Genomic DNA, 16,618 nt, shown 5'->3' on the forward strand with positions numbered 1-16,618 from the left:
AGAGGCGCATGACACAGACGGACGGTCAGGTCATGACGGGGGCGCAGGCCCTCGTCGAGTCACTGGAACGAATGGGTGTCGATGTAGCCTTCGGGATTCCCGGCGGCGCCATTCTCCCCGCCTACGATCCGCTGTTCGACTCGAAGATCCGCCACATCCTGGTGCGTCACGAGCAGGGCGCGGGCCACGCCGCTGAGGGCTACGCGATGAGCTCAGGCCGGGTCGGTGTCTGCATCGCCACCTCGGGCCCGGGCGCCACCAACCTCGTCACGCCGATCGCCAACGCCTACATGGACTCGACCCCGCTCGTTGCCATCACCGGCCAGGTCAACAGCCACTCCATCGGCACGGACGCCTTCCAGGAGGCCGACATCCGAGGCATCACGATGCCTATCACGAAGCACAGCTTCCTGATCAAGCGCGTCGAGGACATCCCGCTGGCCATCAAGGAGGCGTTCCACATCGCCGCGACGGGCCGGCCGGGCCCGGTGTTGGTGGACATCGCCAAGGACGCGATGGTGCACACCGCTCCCTTCGTGTGGCCGCTGGAGCTGGACCTCCCCGGCTACCGACCCACGGTGAAGCCGCACGCGCGGCAGGTGCGGGCGGCCGCCAAGCTGATCTCGGAGTCGAAGCGCCCCGTGCTATACGTCGGCGGCGGCGTCGGCCTGGCCAAGGCCGCGCCGGAGTTGGCCGAGTTCGTGGCCAAGACCAGGATCCCCGTCGTCACCACGCTCATGGCACGGGGCCAGTTTCCGGACAGCCACGAGCTGAACATGGGCATGCCGGGCATGCACGGCACCGTCGCCGCCGTCGGTGCGCTGCAGAAGTCCGATCTGCTCATCGCGCTGGGCACCCGCTTCGACGACCGCGTCACGGGCAAGCTGGACAGCTTCGCCCCCCACGCCAAGGTCATCCACGCCGATGTGGACCCGGCCGAGATCGGCAAGAACAAGGCGGTGGACATCCCCATCGTGGGCGATGTCAGGGAGACGCTCAAGGAGCTCAACGAGGCGATCGAGGCCTATCCGGCCCCGGAGGCCGACGCCTGGCGCCGTCAGCTGGGCCTCATGAAGGCCCGCTACCAGCCCCGCTGGGAGGAGGCGCCCGACGGGCGGCTGTCGCCCCAGGAGGTCATCAAACGCATCGGCGAGCTGAGCCCGGCGGACACCATCTACGCCTCCGGCGTGGGGCAGCACCAGATGTGGTGCGCCCACTTCCTGCCCCACGAGAAACCAGGCACCTGGATCAACTCCGGGGGAGCGGGCACTATGGGCTTCTGCGTGCCGGCCGCGATGGGCGCGAAGGTGGCCAACCCGGACACCACGGTGTGGGGCATCGACGGGGACGGCTGCTTCCAGATGACCAACCAGGAGCTGGTCACCTGCGCGCTGAACAACATCCCCATCAAGATCGCCATCATCAACAACCACGCGCTGGGCATGGTCCGCCAATGGCAGTCGCTGTTCTACGAGGGCCGGTACTCGAACACGGACCTGATGACCGAGTCGCTGCCCAACTTCCCCATGCTCGCCGAGGCGATGGGGTGCGTGGGGCTCCGCGCCACCAATGAGGTGGAGATGGATGCGGTGATCCAGCAGGCGCTCGAGATCAACGACAGGCCGGTGGTTGTGGAGTTCGTCGTGCACAAGGACGCCATGGTGTGGCCGATGGTGCCCGCCGGTGTCAGCAACGACGAGATCCGCGTGGCCCGCGACATGGCCCCCGAATGGGAAGAGGAAGTGCTGTGAACAACCACACCCTGAGCATCCTGGTCGCAAACCGCCCAGGCGTGCTGACCCGGATCGCGGCGCTCTTCTCGCGCCGCGGGTTCAACATCCAGTCTCTCGCCGTGGGTCCCACGGAACGCGAGGAGGTCTCGCGGATGACGGTGGTGGCCCAGGTCGAGGACAGCGCCGCCCTCGAGCAGATCGTCAAGCAGCTCAACAAGCTCATCGAGGTGCGCAAGGTCCTCGAGCTCGGGGATTCGGCCGTGAGGCGCGAGATGATGCTGGTGAAGGTCCGTGCGGACGTGCAGAGCCGCAGCCAGGTCATCGACGTCGTGGGCCTGTTCCGGGGCAAGGCCGTGGATGTCTCGGCGGAGTCCATCACCGTCGAGGCCACCGGCAGCGACGAGAAGCTCGCCGCCCTGCTGGAGATGCTCGCGCCGCACGGCATCATCGAGCTCGTCCAGTCCGGGCAGGTGGCGCTCACCCGAGGCGCCAGGAGCATGTCCGAACACAAGGCTAAGTAGAAACCGAAGAAGGAGAACCCATGGCAGAAATGTTCTACGACCAGGATGCCGACCTGTCGATCATCCAAGGTCGCCACGTCGCCGTCATCGGCTACGGCTCGCAGGGGCATGCGCACGCGCTGTCGCTGCGCGACTCGGGCGTCGATGTGCGCGTGGGCCTTCGCCCTGGCTCACCGTCGGCCGCCAAGGCCGAGGCCGAGGGCCTTCGGGTGCTCCCCGTCGCTGAGGCCGTCGAGGAGGCCGACCTCATCATGATCCTGGCCCCCGATCAGGTCCAGCGCACCGTGTACAAGGAGGAGATCGAGCCCCACCTCACCAAGGGTGACGCGCTGTTCTTCGCCCACGGCTTCAACATCCGCTTCGGCTACATCACCCCGCCTGAGGGCGTCGACGTGTGCATGGTGGCGCCCAAGGGCCCGGGGCACCTGGTGCGCCGCGAGTACACCAACGGACGCGGCGTGCCCGCGATCATCGCAGTGGAGAAGGACGAGACCGGCAATGCCTGGCCGCTGGCGCTGAGCTACGCCAAGGCGATCGGTGCGCTGCGCGCAGGCGGGATCAAGACCACCTTCACCGAGGAGACCGAGACGGACCTGTTCGGAGAGCAGGCCGTCCTGTGCGGCGGCGCGTCGGCGCTGGTCCAGGCCGGTTTCGAGACGTTGGTCGAGGCCGGCTACCAGCCAGAGGTGGCCTACTTCGAGTGCCTGCACGAGCTGAAGCTCATCGTGGACCTCATGTACGAGGGCGGCATCGCCAAGCAGCGCTGGAGCGTCTCGGACACCGCGGAGTACGGCGACTACGTCTCCGGACCGCGGGTCATCGATGCCAGGGTGAAGGAGAACATGAAGGCGGTGCTCACCGACATCCAGACCGGCGCGTTCGCCCAGCGTTTCATCGACGATCAGGATGCGGGTGCGCCCGAGTTCAAGGAGCTGCGTGCCAAGGGTGAGGCGCACCCGATCGAGGAGACCGGCCGTCAGCTCCGTGGGCTGATGAGCTGGGTCAAGACCGACGACGCCGACTACGTCGAGGGTTCGGCTTCCCGCTGACCTGTTCCACGACCTGAGGGCCCGCGACGCGCGTCGCGGGCCCTTTTGGTTGCCCAGGCTCCAAAAACAACACGATCCAACATTGAAGTTCTCCGGTTTACTTGACTTCTGTTGGTTTTGCCTTCAAGATTGCGGTGTGGGCAACCCCCACCCGGCTGCGCATCGAGGCGCTGCCCGGCCGAGTACGGGAGTAGATGATGACCGCTCTTCCTGACGCACGCGTCAACAAGAACCTTGAAGGACCCGGCCTCCGCGCCCGGATTCAGAAATTCGGCGGCTACCTGGCCGGCATGATCATGCCGAACATCGGCGCCTTCATCGCCTGGGGCCTGATCACGGCGATGTTCATCGAGACAGGCTGGCTGCCGAACGCCACGCTGGCCGGCCTGGTCGGCCCCATGCTGTACTTTCTCCTGCCCATCCTGATCGGCCACACCGGCGGCAAGATGGTGCACGGGAACCGCGGCGCGGTCGTGGGTGCCATCGCCACCGCCGGCGTGATCATCGGCGGCATCACGGAGTTCGCCACCCTGAGCGGGACGCCGATGTTCCTCGGCGCGATGATCATGGGTCCCCTCGCCGGCTGGGCGCTGAAGCAGTTCGACCGGGCTGTCGAGGGCAAGGTCCGCGCCGGCTTCGAGATGGTGGTGGACAACTTCTCGCTCGGCATCATCGGCATGCTGCTGGCGATCGTCGGCACCCTGGGCGTCGGCCCCGTGGTGGCGGCCATCGTCGGCGTGCTGTCGGCCGGCGTGAACTGGCTGGTGGCCGCGAACCTGCTGCCGCTGGCGTCACTGTTCGTCGAGCCCGGCAAGGTGCTGTTCCTCAACAACGCCATCAACCACGGCATCTTCACGCCGCTCGCCGCGCTCGACGTGGCGGAGACGGGCAAGTCGATCCTGTACATGGTGGAGTCCAACCCGGGTGCGGGCCTCGGCCTGCTGACCGCGTTCATGCTGTTCGGACCCCGGTCTCTGCGCGCCTCCACCTCCGGCGCGATCGTCATCCACTTCCTGGGCGGCATCCACGAGATCTACTTCCCCTACATCCTCATGCGCCCGGTGATGCTCCTGGGCATGATCGCCGGCTCCATGTCCGGGCTGTTCGTCGCTACCGCCACCGGTGCCGGGCTGGCCGGCCCGCCGTCGCCCGGATCGATCCTGGCCTACTTCGCGGTGACGCCTCCCGGTGGTCATCTCCCGATGATCCTCACCGTGCTGACCGCCGCCGTCGTCTCGTTCCTGGTGACCTCCGCCCTCCTGAAGTTCGGGCGGGGCTCCGACGACTCGGTCGAGGCCGAAGCGGCGGCCCTGGCGTCCTCCGGCTCGCTCGGCGACGGCGTGAGCATCCTCGGTTCCGACGTCCGCAAGGTGGTCATCGCGTGCGACGCAGGCATGGGCTCCTCAGTCATGGTGGCCAGCCAGATGCGCAAGCGCCTTGCCCCCTACGGCGTCGAGGTTGTCCACACGCCGGTCGATCAGATCCCCACCGACGCGCAGGTCGTGCTGACCCACGAGGGCCTCGCGGACCGGGCCGGCAAGCGTGTCCCCGGCACTGTCGTCGTCCCCTTCGCCTCGTACCTCGGGGACCCGGCCTTCGACCGCGTCGAGCTCGCGATCCGTGAGGGCCGCACCCTCACCGCGACCGGTGTCGGCGACGCCGAGGGGGAGCCGATCTCGTCGGCAGCGGCACCCGCCGCGACCACCGCGACTCTCGCCCGCCCCAAGAAGCGGCTCGCCCCCGGCATCCTGCCGCGACAGAACGTGCGCCTAGGGCTGACCGCGACCGGCAAGGACGACGCCATCCGCCAGGCGGGTCAGGTCCTCGTGACCTCCGGCGCCGCGGAACCCGCCTACATCGACGGGATGCTCGCCCGTGAGCTGCAGACCACGACCTTCCTGGGCCAGGGCGTCGCGATTCCCCACGGCACCAACGAGGCCCGAGCCCACATCAACTCGGCCGCCCTGGGCTTCCTCCAGTACCCCGAGGGCATCGACTGGGACGGGAACACCGTCAATGTCGTAATCCCGATCGCCTCGAACAGCGACGAGCACGTCAAGCTCCTGGCGGCGCTTGCCACCACGCTGTCCGACAAGGAGCGCGCCGCGCGACTGCGTTCGGCCACCTCCGTTGACGAGGTCATCGACCTCCTGACCCCCACCGAGGAGTGAACGAAGTTATGAAGGCACTGAGATTCCATGCCCCCGGCGATGTGCGGCTCGAGGACGTCCCTGAGCCGCAGTGCGGCCCGGAGGAGGTCAAGATCCGGGTCCGCAACTGCTCGACCTGCGGCACCGACGTGAAGATCCGCAACAACGGTCACGTCAACATCACCCGCGTCACGACGATGGGCCACGAGATCGCCGGGGAGGTGGTGGAGGTTGGCCCCGAGGCGCTCGGGGGCTTCGCCGTCGGTGACCGGGTGCAGGTGATCGCGGCCGTGCCGTGCGGCGACTGCCACGAGTGCCGCAAGGGCTGGATGGCTGTCTGTCAGAACCAGACCTCCGTCGGCTACCAGTACGACGGCGGGTTCGCCGAGTACATGATCGTGCCCAAGGAGGTGCTGAAGGTCGACGGCCTGAACCGCATCCCGGACGAGGTGGGCTTCGACGAGGCCTCCGCTGTCGAGCCCTTCGCCTGCGCGATCAACGCGCAGGAGCAGCTCGGCATCGAGGAGGGCGACTTCGTGGTGGTCTTCGGGGCCGGTCCGATCGGCTGCATGCACATCCGGATCGCGCGCGGCGTGCACAAGGCCGGCAGCATCGTCCTGGTCGACATCAACGCCGAGAGGTTGGCGATGTCGGCCGAGGCGGTCCATCCGGACGCGACGATCGACGCCTCCAGCACCGACGTCGTGGCCGAGATCATGCGCATGACAGACGGGCGCGGCGCGGACGTGGTGATCACCGCCACCCCGGCCAACATCAACCAGGAGCAGGCCATCTCGATGGCCGCGCGCAACGGCCGGATCTCGTTCTTCGGCGGCCTGCCGAAGACCAACCCGACCATCACCTGCGACAGCAACCTGGTGCACTACCGCCAACTGCACATCCACGGCGCCAACGGGTCTGCGCCGAAGCACCACAAGGACGCGCTGGCCTACATCGCGTCGGGCCAGATCCCGGTCAAGGATCTGATCACCCGGCGGGTGCCGCTCGTCGACGCGCTCACAGCGTTCGATATCGTCGCCCGCGGCGAGGCCATCAAGGTCACCGTCGAGCCGTAGCACCATGATCTGAACGCCGAAAGGGCCGGGAACCTCAGGTTCCCGGCCCTTTCTGTGCGCCCTCAGCCCAGCAGCGCGAGCGCCAGCTCCTTCGCGTCGCGCGCGTTGCGGGTGCCGACGATGCGCTCGGCCGCCTCGCGGCACTGGTCCAGCGTGACGCTGCCGAGGCGCACCCCCACCGACGGGATCGCCGTGGCGGCCATCGACAGAGACGTGACTCCCAGCCCCACCAGAACGCAGGCGAGCAGCGGATCCGCAGCTGCCTCCCCGCACACCCCCACCGGCTTGCCGACGGCCAGCCCGGCCTCGGCGGCGAACTGGACGAGCCGCAGCACGGCGGGCTGCCAGGGGTCGGTGAGCTGGGCCAGGGCGCTGGCCATCCGGTCCGCGGCCATCGCGTACTGGGTCAGGTCGTTGGTGCCGATGGAGAAGAAGTCCACCTCGGCGAGGAAGCGGTCCGCCAGGAGCGCTACCGAGGGGACCTCCACCATGATGCCCGGCTTCAGGCCGCGGGCCCGGCAGAGGGCCGAGAACTCGAAGGCCTCGTCGACGGTGGCCACCATGGGGGCCATCACCCACGCCTCCGCCACGCCGGCCCCGGCGGCGGCGAGCGCGATCGCGTCCAGTTGGCGTTCGACCAGCCCCGGGTTGGTCCAGCCGAGGCGGATGCCCCGCACGCCGAGCGAGGGATTGGCTTCATCCTCGTGGTTGGCGAACGGCACCGGCTTGTCGGAGCCGGCGTCGAGCGTGCGCACCACTACCTTGCGGCCTGCGAACGCGGCGAAGACCTCTCCGTAGATGCGGGCCTGCTCCTCGACGCTGGGCTCGGTCTGGGCGGTGAGGAAGCACAGCTCGGTCCTGAACAGGCCCACGCCCTCCGCCTCCGAGCCGGCGGCCGTGCGCGCGGCGGCGCCGTCCTGCACATTGGCGAGCAGTTGCACGCTGACGCCGTCGGAGGTCCGGGCGGGGCCCTGCCAGGTGGCCGTGAGGGCGCGGAGCTCCCGGTCCCGGTTCATCAGCTCGGTGGCTTCGTCCGGGTCGGGGTGCACGGTGATGAACCCTGAGGTGCCATCCACCAGCAGCGGGGCCCCCTCGGGGACCGAGTCGAGCTCCGCCGCGGCGACGATGCAAGGAATACCGAGCTGCCTGGCGATGATCGCGGTGTGGCTGGTGGGGCCACCGAGCCTGGTGACGAGCGCGGTGATGAGCGCTGGATCGAGGCCGGCGGTGTCCGCGGGGGCGAGATCCTCGGCGCACAGGATGACGGGCGACGAAGGGGTGGGGATGCCCGGCTCGGGGAGCCCCAACAGCTCGGCGAGCACGCGGTTGCGGATGTCGCGCAGATCCGTCGCCCGTTCGGCCATCAGGCCGCCCAGCTGGACGAGTTGGGTCACGAACCCCTCGATGGCGGTTCCGACGGCCTCCTCGGCCGGGGTCCCGGCGGTGATCAGCTTGCGCGCGGCGCGCACCCATCCGCGGTCCCGGACCAGTGCGGCCGTGGCGGTGAGGACCTCGGACGAGACACCGGTGACCGCGCTGGCGCGCTCGTCGAACCGTTGGGCGACGGCGGCCACCGCCGCGGCGAAGCGCTCGGCCTCCTGCTCCCGAGCATCCTCGGGGAGGGTGCCGCGGGGTGGGGGCGCTGGGATGGCAGGGCGGGGCCAGAGGGCGGGCGCGTAGGCGATGCCGCCGACGACACCGGTGCCGCGAAGGGACTTCGATTCCATGGTTCCTCCACAATGAGGGGGTAGTTGTGACTATCGTCGCCTGCAGGGACCATGAAGTCAACACAAACACAGGTTCGGCCCCGTTTGATCATGTTGGAAACGGGGCGAGCCCCGAGGAAGGGGTCGAATGTACGCCGAAGAGCGCCAGCACGACATCGTGACGCTTGCGAGGGGCCTGGGCCGGGTGGCCGTGGCCGACCTCGCCGTGCGCTTCGGTGTGACGCCCGAGACGATCAGGCGCGACCTCGACGCCCTGGCCGCGCGTGGGCTGCTGAGCCGCGTCCACGGTGGGGCCGTGCCCTCGGACAAGCTGTGGCTGGCCGAGGCCCCGGTGGGCCAACGGGAGGCGACGTCGCAGGACGAGAAGCTCGCCATCGCCGCCCATGCCGTCTCGCTGCTCCCGCAGCGCGACGAGCTGACCGTCCTGCTGGACGCCGGCACCACCACGGCCAAGCTGAGCGCGCTCCTACCGGCGTGGGTCTCCACCGTAGTCACCAACTCCGTGCCCACTGCCGGGGCGCTCGCGGACCGCGGGGACGTGGAGGTGCTGCTGCTCGGGGGGCAGGTGCGCGGACTCACCCAGGCCACCGTCGGGGCGGAGGCCCACGCCGCGCTGGCCCGGCTGCGGGTGGACGTCGCCTTCCTCGGGGCCAACGGGTTCTCCGCCGAGCACGGGTTCTCGACGCCCGATCCGGCCGAGGCCGCCGTCAAGCAGGCCATGGTGCGGGCTGCCCGCGAGGTGTACGTGCTGGCCGACGCCACCAAGTTCGGGGCTGACTATCTGGTCCGGTTCGCGGAGCTCGGGGACGTCGACGCGCTGGTGACGGATACCCGTCTGGCCCCGGCATCGCGGACTGCTCTGGAGGCGCTCGAACTCCGGGTCGACGTGGTGGGGTAATGTTTGTTTATGTCGGTTTACCTTGCTTTGTGAGTCAAATTGGGATATAAACGGAGGTAAGCAGAGCCTCGAGGGAGCGGACAGCATGGTCGACGACGTCGCACGCAGAGTGGTCACATTCACGGCCAACCCCAGTATCGACCGCACGCTGACCCTCGACGGCCCCCTGCTGCGGGGCCAGCTGCTCCGGGCCAGCGGCGTGACGGAGCAGGCGGCGGGCAAGGGCGTCAACGTTGCGCGGGTGTTGAGTGCAGCAGGGCTGCCGGTGACCGTCGTGGCCGCGGCACTGGATCGCGGATTCCGCACGCTGGCAGAACACGCCGAGCCGCCGCTGACCGTGCTCGGGCAGTCGCTCGACGACGGACGTCGGGTGCGGATGAACACCACAGTCACCGAGCCTGACGGCACCACCACGAAACTCAACGAGCCCGGGCCACTGCTGACCGCGGCACACCTGGAGGTGGCGGCGGACTCGCTGGTCGACGTCGCACGGGGCGCGGCCTGGGTGGCGCTGGCCGGGTCGCTCCCGCCCGGAGCCCCGGACCACTGGTACGCGAGCCTGGTGGGGAGGCTCTCCGGGCTCGGCTGCCGAATCGCCGTCGACACCTCAGGCCCAGCGCTCGACGCGCTGGTGGCGTCGCTCGACGCACCGATCGATCTCATCAAGCCCAACGCCGAAGAGCTGGCCCAGCTGACCGGTGGCAGCCCGCAGGAGTTCGAGGCGGCCGCGGAGCGTGGAGAGCTGGACGGGATTGTCGCGGCGGCCCGCAGTCTGCAGGAGCGCGGGATCCGCGCCGTCCTGGTCACCCTCGGCGGGTCGGGTGCCGTGCTGGTCACCGGCGGCGGCGCCTGGTTCGCGCGTGCGCCGCGGATCAGTGTGCGGAGCACGGTGGGGGCCGGCGACTCGTCAGTGGCCGGCTTCATTCTGGCCGACATTCGGGGGGCCGACCCCGCCCAGTGCCTCGCCACCTCCGTCGCCTACGGCTCGGCAGCCGCTGCGCTCCCGGGAACCACCCTGCCCACCCCTGCAGATCTGACGACCGGTCAGATCGACGTCATCGCCCTCGGCTGACCGGCCGCGGGCTCACCCACACCAGAAGGACACCATCATGGCAAGCAAGACCGTCACCGTCGGCTCCTCCGTCGGCCTCCATGCCCGTCCCGCGGCCCTCGTCGCCCAGGCGGCCGGGGCCTACGACGACGACATCCTCATCAGGCTCGCCGGGACACCCGCCGAGGATGGGGTGGACGCCGCCTCCAGCCTCATGATCATGACCCTGGGTGCCGGCGCAGGCGCGGAGGTCACCGTCGAGTCTGACAACGCTGAGGCGGTCGAGAAGATCGCAGCGTTGATCGAGCAGGACCTCGACGCCTGAGGCCCCCGTCGGCTGAGCCTCAGGAGAGGCGTGCCGCGATCCGGTCGCCGATCTCGGTGGTGCGCAGCCTCGCGGAGCCCCGCTCGGTGATGTCCGCGCTGACCGCCTCGTCGATCCGTGCCGACAGCTCCGGCCGGCCCAGGTGGTCCAACAGGAGCGCCATCGACGAGATGGCCGCCGTGGGATCCGCGATGCCCTGACCCGCGATGTCGGGGGCCGATCCGTGCACGGGCTCGAACATCGACGGGAACTCGCCGCTGGGGTTGATGTTGGCCGACGCGGCCAGCCCGATGCCCCCGGTGACCGCGGCAGCCAGGTCCGTGACGATGTCGCCGAACAGGTTGTCGGTGACGATGACGTCGAACTGACTGGGGTCCACCACCATGGCGATCATCGCCGCATCGATGTGTAGGTACCTGCGCTCCACCTCTGGGAACTCCTCGCCGACCTCGGTGAAGATGCGGTTCCACAGGGTGCCGGCGTTGACCAGCACGTTGTGCTTGTGCAGCAGCGTGAGCTGGCCCCGACGCGCCTTGGCGCGGCGGTAGGCGTCGCGGACGACCCGCTCCACGCCGTAGGCCGTGTTGACGGAGACCTCCGTGGCGAGTTCGTGCGGGGTGCCGACGCGCACCGACCCGCCGTTGCCGCAGTAGAGCCCTTCGGTTCCCTCGCGCACCACGACGAAGTCAACGGTTTTGCCCTCGACGATGCGGGGGGCCAGGGGAGTGGGCACTCCCGGGTAGAGCTTGGAGGGGCGGAGGTTGATCGCGTGATCGAAGGCGAACCGCAGCTTGAGCAGCAGGCCGCGCTCGAGAAGCCCGCTCGGGATCGCCTTCGACCCCGGGGCCGCGCCGACCGCGCCCAGCACGATGGCGTCCACACCCTTAAGCTCTTCCAACACGGAGTCCGGCAGCACCTCGCCGGTGCGCTGCCAGCGCTCGGCGCCCAGGTCGTAGTGGACGAAGTCGAAGGCATCTGCGCCGGCGACGGCGGTGAGGGCCTTGAGCGCCTCGGCGGTCACCTCGGGGCCGATGCCGTCGCCGCCGATGACGGCGATGGTGCTGGTCTGAGTCATGGGCAGGACCCTACGGCTTGGCGCTTTCGGCCGGGAAGGGGTGTGGCGTGCCCGTCCACTGGCTGAGACGGGGCGGGTCCGCCTGCTCGGGGTATCCTTCGCTCTGACTGACCACCCCTGGGAGAGATCAATGCCGATGCTGCCGACCCGACCGGCCGAGTTCCACGTCTTCGACACCTCACTGCGCGACGGCGCGCAGCAGGAGGGCCTGCACCTGTCGGTGCAGGACAAGCTGAAGATCGCGGGCTACCTCGACGAGCTGGGCGTCACCTTCATCGAGGGGGGTTGGCCGGGCGCCAACCCCAACGACACCGAGTTCTTCGTCCGCGCCAAGGAGCTCAACCTGAAGCGCTCCCAGCTGGTGGCGTTCGGCGCCACCCGCAAGGCCGGGGCGAAGGCGGCCGAGGACGCGCTGACCCGGGCGCTGGTCGACGCGGACACGGACTTCATCTGCATCGTCGCCAAGTCACACGACGAACACGTGTACCGGGCCTTGCGCACCACGCTCGAGGAGAACCTCGAGATGGTCACCGACACCGTGCAGTACCTCCGCTCGCAGGGCAAGCGGGTGTTCGTGGACTGCGAACACTTCTTCGACGGCTACCGCGCCAATCCCGAGTACGCCATCCAGGTGGTCCAGACGGCCCACGACGCCGGCGCCGAGGTGGTGGTGCTCTGCGACACCAACGGAGGCATGCTGCCCAGCTGGATGGGGGAGATCATCGAGGCCGCCGCCGCCACCGGGGCCAACCTGGGCGTCCACTGCCACAACGACACCGCCTGCGCCGTCGCCAACACCCTGGCCGCCGTCGAGGCCGGCGTCATGCACGTGCAGGGCACCTTCAACGGGTACGGGGAGCGCACCGGCAACGCGGACCTGTCCGCGCTCATCCCCAACCTGCAGCTGAAGTACGGATGGGACGTGCTGCCCCCCGAGCAGCTCGCGGAGCTGACCCGGGTTGCCCACGCGATCGCGCTGGTGGCGCATCAGCCGCTGGTGGGTCGCCAGCCCTACGTGGGGCATTCGAGCTTCGCCCACAAGGCGGGCCTGCACGCCTCCGCCATCAGGGTGGACGAGAACCTCTACCAGCACATCGACCCGTCGCTGGTGGGCAACGACATGCGGATGCTGATCTCGGACATGGCCGGCCGCGCCAACATCCAGATCAAGGGCGAGCAGCTGGGCTTCGACCTTGAGGATCGGGCGCTGGCGGCCTCCATCACGGAGCGGGTCAAGGCCAGGGAGAACGAGGGTTACTCCTACGAGTCCGCCGATGCGTCGTTCGAGATGCTGCTGCGCGACGAGCTCGGCATCCTCGCGCTGCCGTTCCAGGTCCAGTCGTGGCGCGTGTTCACCGAGGAGCGCGACGGGGTCAACATCTCCGAGGCCACCGTCAAGCTCACCGCCAAGGGCGAGCGGCACATGGTGGTGGGCGAGGGCAACGGCCCCGTCAACGCGCTCGACGGCGCGCTGCGTCAGGCGCTCGCGATGCCCTTCCCGGCAGTGGCCGAGTTCGAGCTGACCGACTACCGGGTGCGGATCCTCGACGAGGGGCACGGCACCGACGCTTCGGTGCGCACCCTGATCGACACCTCCTACAACGGCTTCACCTGGACGACGGTGGGGGTGGGCACCAACGTCATCGAGGCCTCCTGGGAGGCGCTGATGGACTCCCTGGCCTACGGCATCCTCACGCATCTGCCGCCCGCCTAGGCAGTCAGTGGTTCCCTCGCCTCCACTACGCTGGGAACCATGCGCATCGCACGTTTCGTCAAGGATGGCCAGGACCCCACCTACGGGATCATCGAACTCGCTGTTGACGGGGGAGATCACCCCGACACCATCGCCGCGTTGACCAACGATCCCCTCGCGGGGCTCGCGGTCAACTACACAGGGGAGCGCCACGACCTCGTCGACGTGCGCCTGCTCGCGCCGGTCATCCCGCGCAGCAAGATCGTCGGGGTGGGCAAGAACTACGCGGACCACGCCAAGGAGATGGGCGGCGAGGTGCCCGAATCGCCGCTGTTGTTCTTCAAGCCCAACACCTCCGTGATCGGGCCCGATGACACCATCATCCGCCCCGCGGGCTGCGAGAACCTTCACTTCGAGGGCGAGCTGGCAATCGTGATCGGGCGGATCTGCAAAGAGGTGCCCGCCGAGCGCGTGCCGGAGGTCATCTTCGGCTACACCATCGCCAACGACGTCACCGCGCGGGACTGGCAGGCCACCGATGGTCAGTGGGCCCGGGCGAAGGGGTCAGATACGTTCCTCCCGCTCGGCCCCTGGGTCAACACGCACCTCACCGTCGAGGAGGCCGAACACCTCACCATCGAGACCCGCCTCGGCGACGAGGTGCGCCAGCAGGGCTCCACAGCGCAGATGGTGCGTGGCATCGTCGAGCTCGTCAGCTACATCACGTCGTTCACCACGCTCCTTCCGGGCGACCTGATCCTCACCGGCACGCCGGCGGGCGTGGGTTCGATGGAGCCGGGAGACCGGGTCAGCGTGGAGATCGACGGCCTGGGCGTGCTGAGCAACCCCGTCGCGGACGCGTGACCCAGCCCCCGCTGCTGTTGCTGGCCGGCGAGCCGCAGGACCCGCCGTCGGGGTTGAGCTACCCGCTGGCGCTGCGGCGCCGGGGATTCACGGTGCCGATCACAGTGTTTGGTGCGCTGCTCGCGTTCAGCGCGTTCGCGCTGGTGGTGCCTGCTGTGTCCGCCGTCGTGCTTCGCCTGGGCTTCCTGCTGCGGGGCGGTGGGGACTACGCGGCCTACGAGCGGGCGGCCACGGCGTATGAGCTGCCGGAGGGACCGGCTGCCGGTCACCTGGCGTTGGCTGCGCTCATCCCCTTGTCGATCCTGCTGGTGCGCTACGTCCACGGCGTGCGGCCCCGCTGGCTGGCCTCGGTCCAGCCAGGACTCAGATGGCGCTATCTGGCGATGTCGCTGGTGGTGGCGGCGGTGATCCTCAACGCGTTCACGTGGGCCTCGTTCCTCGTGGGCGACATGCCGGTCTTTCACGACGGCCAGGACGGCTGGGTGTGGTTCCTGCTGGTGGTGGCGGTCACCTCGCCGCTCCAGGCAGCGGCGGAAGAGGTGTTCTTCCGGGGCTACCTGCTGCAGGTGATCGGATCGGCCACCGGCCGGGCGTGGGCGGGCGTCGTCGGATCCGCGTTGATCTTCGCGCTGCTGCACGGGGTGCAGAACCCGGCCCTCTTCGCGCACCGCCTGGCGTTCGGCCTGGTGGCCGGGGCGCTCGTCGTGGTCACCGGCGGGCTGGAGGCGGGGATCGCTGCGCACGTGGTGAACAATGTCGCGGCGTACGCGTACGCGATCTTCACCTCGTCGGTGGCCGCGTTGCGGGGCGTGACGACGATCTCGTGGGCTGAGGCGGCGTGGAACATCGGGGCGTTCGCGGCGTTCGGTGTCGCGGCGTGGTGGCTGGGCCGCCGGCTTCGCGTCGCCACCACCACCCCCTGACCGCGCTTGCCGGACGAGAGCCCAAAGAAGGTGGCGCCCACCGATGACCACACCATCGCCTTCTTGGCCCTGCGGGGTGGGGTGGGTGGGGAGTTGAGCAAATGGCAGGGTTCGCGGTGCGGGCCACGCGTGGACTGAGCGTGGAGGTCCGCGCGAACCCTGCCATTTGCTCAACGCGAGGCCCGCAGGGCCGCGGGGCCGTCGACGTGAAATCAGGAGGTGCGGAGGGCAAGGAGGCTGAGGGTGCTCTCGACCAGCGTCGGGAGACTCTTCTCGGTGAAGTGGGCCACGATCCAACCGGCCTTGATGAGCGCAATGTCGCGTACACGGTCCGCGTGGAAGGCTTCCGGCGAGCTGTGGAACGCGTAGCCGTCGAACTCCAGCGCGATCTTCTGCTCACGGAAGCCGGCGTCGACGTAGTACTTGCGTCCCCCGACGACGACGCGGAGGTTCGACCGCCACCCCGTGATGCCGGCCTCACGCAGCGCCCGATGCGCGGACAACTCCAGCGCCGACCACGGCGAGTCGGCGGATTGGGCGAGTAGTTCGCGACGTAGCTTGTTGCCACGACGGCGGGGGGTCAGCGAGAGGGCATGCTTCATCTGCGCAAGGGTGCATGCGCTTCGACGCAGTGCCTCCTGGATCGCGTCGGCTCCCAGGTCGGGGATGAGATCAAGTACGGTCAGCGCGGGCACGGTGCACAGCACTCCCTCGCGTCGCGTCAGCAGTTGGACAGGGATGAGCCGCTGCTCCATGCGAAGTCCGTATCCCGGGGTGATGGCCCGAGCACAGGCGACCTCCAATGAGCCCTCCTGCTCGATCTCCGGCCAGAACGTGAGTGCGGCGGCGCTTCGCCCGACGACGACCATGTCGTCGCCATATGCCTTGATTGCCCGCAGCCGACCCTCCGTCGTCTCGCCGGCCCCGGGACGGCGGTAGACGCCCGGAAGCAGACGCTCGAGCTGACCGCGGAAGGCGTAGGAGTTCAGCGCGCGAGCCTTGCGCGGGGCGAGGCGTGCGGTCACGACGCCGTCGCTCAGAGACCTCATCACATCGGGATCCACGCCCCAAGTCTGTGCACTGCGACCCTCGCAGCCAAGGGGCGAGCGCCGGCCTGTGGATAACTCGTCGAGCCGTGGAGGGGGTCCTCGGGAGAGGTAGGGGGAGGGAGTTGAGCAAATGGCAGGGTTCGCGGTGCGGGCCACGCGTGGGCTGAGCGTGGAGGTCCTCGCGATCCTTGCCATTTGCTCAACTCCCTCCCCGGTGGGGGACATGAGCCTCCCCAGAGTCACAGGTGACTGGGCACAGCGGCGAGGGGCCGCCGGGGCGGCCACGGGAGCCGGGGGTGGGGCGGCCGGGTCGGCCACGGAGCCGGTAACCCAGCGGCCGGGGGTGGGGCGACCGGGGGTGGAGCGGTCGGGGGTGGAGCGGTCGGGGGGGGCGACCGGGGGTGGAGCGGCCGGGGGTGGGGCGACCGGAGGCGGAGCGACGGGGGGGGGGGGGGTCGGTTTGCGGGCCACCAAACCCCTGTTT

General features: G+C 69.2%; 14 protein-coding genes. 11 read left to right on the plus strand and 3 right to left on the minus strand.

Annotated elements, in window-relative coordinates:
• The first annotated feature begins 8 nt into the window (after positions 1-8).
• The 5 genes from ACZK39_RS02975 (at position 9) to ACZK39_RS02995 (ending at position 6,529) form a co-directional block, all read left to right on the plus strand.
• Complete coding sequence (locus tag ACZK39_RS02975; protein ID WP_463612457.1) at positions 9-1,751, plus strand: acetolactate synthase large subunit; 1,743 nt, start codon at positions 9-11, stop codon at positions 1,749-1,751.
• A complete protein-coding gene (gene ilvN / locus ACZK39_RS02980) occupies positions 1,748-2,254 on the plus strand; it encodes an acetolactate synthase small subunit (protein ID WP_182783941.1) in 507 nt (168 codons plus the stop codon). Before ACZK39_RS02975 ends, ilvN begins: the two co-directional genes overlap by 4 nt.
• A gap of 20 nt (positions 2,255-2,274) precedes the next feature.
• The gene (ilvC, locus tag ACZK39_RS02985; protein ID WP_182783943.1) at positions 2,275-3,303 is read left to right on the plus strand and encodes a ketol-acid reductoisomerase; all 1,029 of its coding nucleotides are present in this window, start codon (positions 2,275-2,277) and stop codon (positions 3,301-3,303) included.
• A 197-nt stretch (positions 3,304-3,500) separates the two neighbouring features.
• Entirely contained in the window at positions 3,501-5,474 is a 1,974-nt protein-coding gene (locus ACZK39_RS02990; protein ID WP_463612458.1) for a PTS mannitol transporter subunit IICBA, read from the plus strand.
• Positions 5,475-5,482: 8 nt separating this feature from the next.
• Entirely contained in the window at positions 5,483-6,529 is a 1,047-nt protein-coding gene (locus tag ACZK39_RS02995) for a zinc-dependent dehydrogenase (RefSeq protein WP_463612459.1), read from the plus strand.
• Between the two features lie 62 nt (positions 6,530-6,591).
• On the opposite strand, the gene ptsP is transcribed toward ACZK39_RS02995, so the two are convergent.
• Positions 6,592-8,256 (minus strand): phosphoenolpyruvate--protein phosphotransferase, encoded by a 1,665-nt coding sequence (gene ptsP, locus ACZK39_RS03000; RefSeq protein ID WP_463612460.1) that lies wholly within the window; start codon positions 8,254-8,256, stop codon positions 6,592-6,594.
• A gap of 127 nt (positions 8,257-8,383) precedes the next feature.
• Between ptsP and ACZK39_RS03005 the strand changes: the two genes are divergently transcribed.
• The 3 genes from ACZK39_RS03005 to ACZK39_RS03015 all read left to right on the plus strand — a co-directional run bounded on the left by ACZK39_RS03005 (position 8,384) and on the right by ACZK39_RS03015 (position 10,530).
• Positions 8,384-9,154 (plus strand): DeoR/GlpR family DNA-binding transcription regulator, encoded by a 771-nt coding sequence (locus tag ACZK39_RS03005; protein ID WP_463612461.1) that lies wholly within the window; start codon positions 8,384-8,386, stop codon positions 9,152-9,154.
• A gap of 85 nt (positions 9,155-9,239) precedes the next feature.
• Positions 9,240-10,226 carry a 1-phosphofructokinase family hexose kinase gene (locus ACZK39_RS03010; protein WP_463612462.1) on the plus strand — a complete coding sequence of 329 codons (987 nt, stop codon included), beginning with the start codon at positions 9,240-9,242 and terminating at the stop codon, positions 10,224-10,226.
• 37 nt (positions 10,227-10,263) lie between these two features.
• Positions 10,264-10,530, plus strand: coding sequence for an HPr family phosphocarrier protein (locus ACZK39_RS03015; RefSeq protein WP_459054632.1), 267 nt, complete (start codon positions 10,264-10,266; stop codon positions 10,528-10,530).
• 19 nt (positions 10,531-10,549) lie between these two features.
• Here the strand turns inward: ACZK39_RS03015 and ACZK39_RS03020 are convergent, their stop codons facing one another.
• A complete protein-coding gene (locus ACZK39_RS03020) occupies positions 10,550-11,605 on the minus strand; it encodes a 3-isopropylmalate dehydrogenase (protein ID WP_463612463.1) in 1,056 nt (351 codons plus the stop codon).
• A 130-nt stretch (positions 11,606-11,735) separates the two neighbouring features.
• Between ACZK39_RS03020 and cimA the strand changes: the two genes are divergently transcribed.
• From cimA to ACZK39_RS03035, 3 genes are read left to right on the plus strand one after another with little or no spacing between them, the layout of a single operon-like run.
• Positions 11,736-13,319, plus strand: coding sequence for a citramalate synthase (gene cimA / locus ACZK39_RS03025; protein WP_182783956.1), 1,584 nt, complete (start codon positions 11,736-11,738; stop codon positions 13,317-13,319).
• 39 nt (positions 13,320-13,358) lie between these two features.
• Positions 13,359-14,162 carry a fumarylacetoacetate hydrolase family protein gene (locus ACZK39_RS03030; RefSeq protein ID WP_182783958.1) on the plus strand — a complete coding sequence of 268 codons (804 nt, stop codon included), beginning with the start codon at positions 13,359-13,361 and terminating at the stop codon, positions 14,160-14,162.
• Entirely contained in the window at positions 14,159-15,085 is a 927-nt protein-coding gene (locus ACZK39_RS03035) for a CPBP family intramembrane glutamic endopeptidase (RefSeq protein ID WP_463612464.1), read from the plus strand. Before ACZK39_RS03030 ends, ACZK39_RS03035 begins: the two co-directional genes overlap by 4 nt.
• 212 nt (positions 15,086-15,297) lie before the next feature.
• On the opposite strand, the gene ACZK39_RS03040 is transcribed toward ACZK39_RS03035, so the two are convergent.
• Entirely contained in the window at positions 15,298-16,149 is an 852-nt protein-coding gene (locus tag ACZK39_RS03040) for an endonuclease domain-containing protein (RefSeq protein ID WP_463612465.1), read from the minus strand.
• Positions 16,150-16,618 lie beyond the last annotated feature (469 nt).

The sequence above is a fragment of the Tessaracoccus luoxuelianae genome (genome assembly GCF_055326245.1).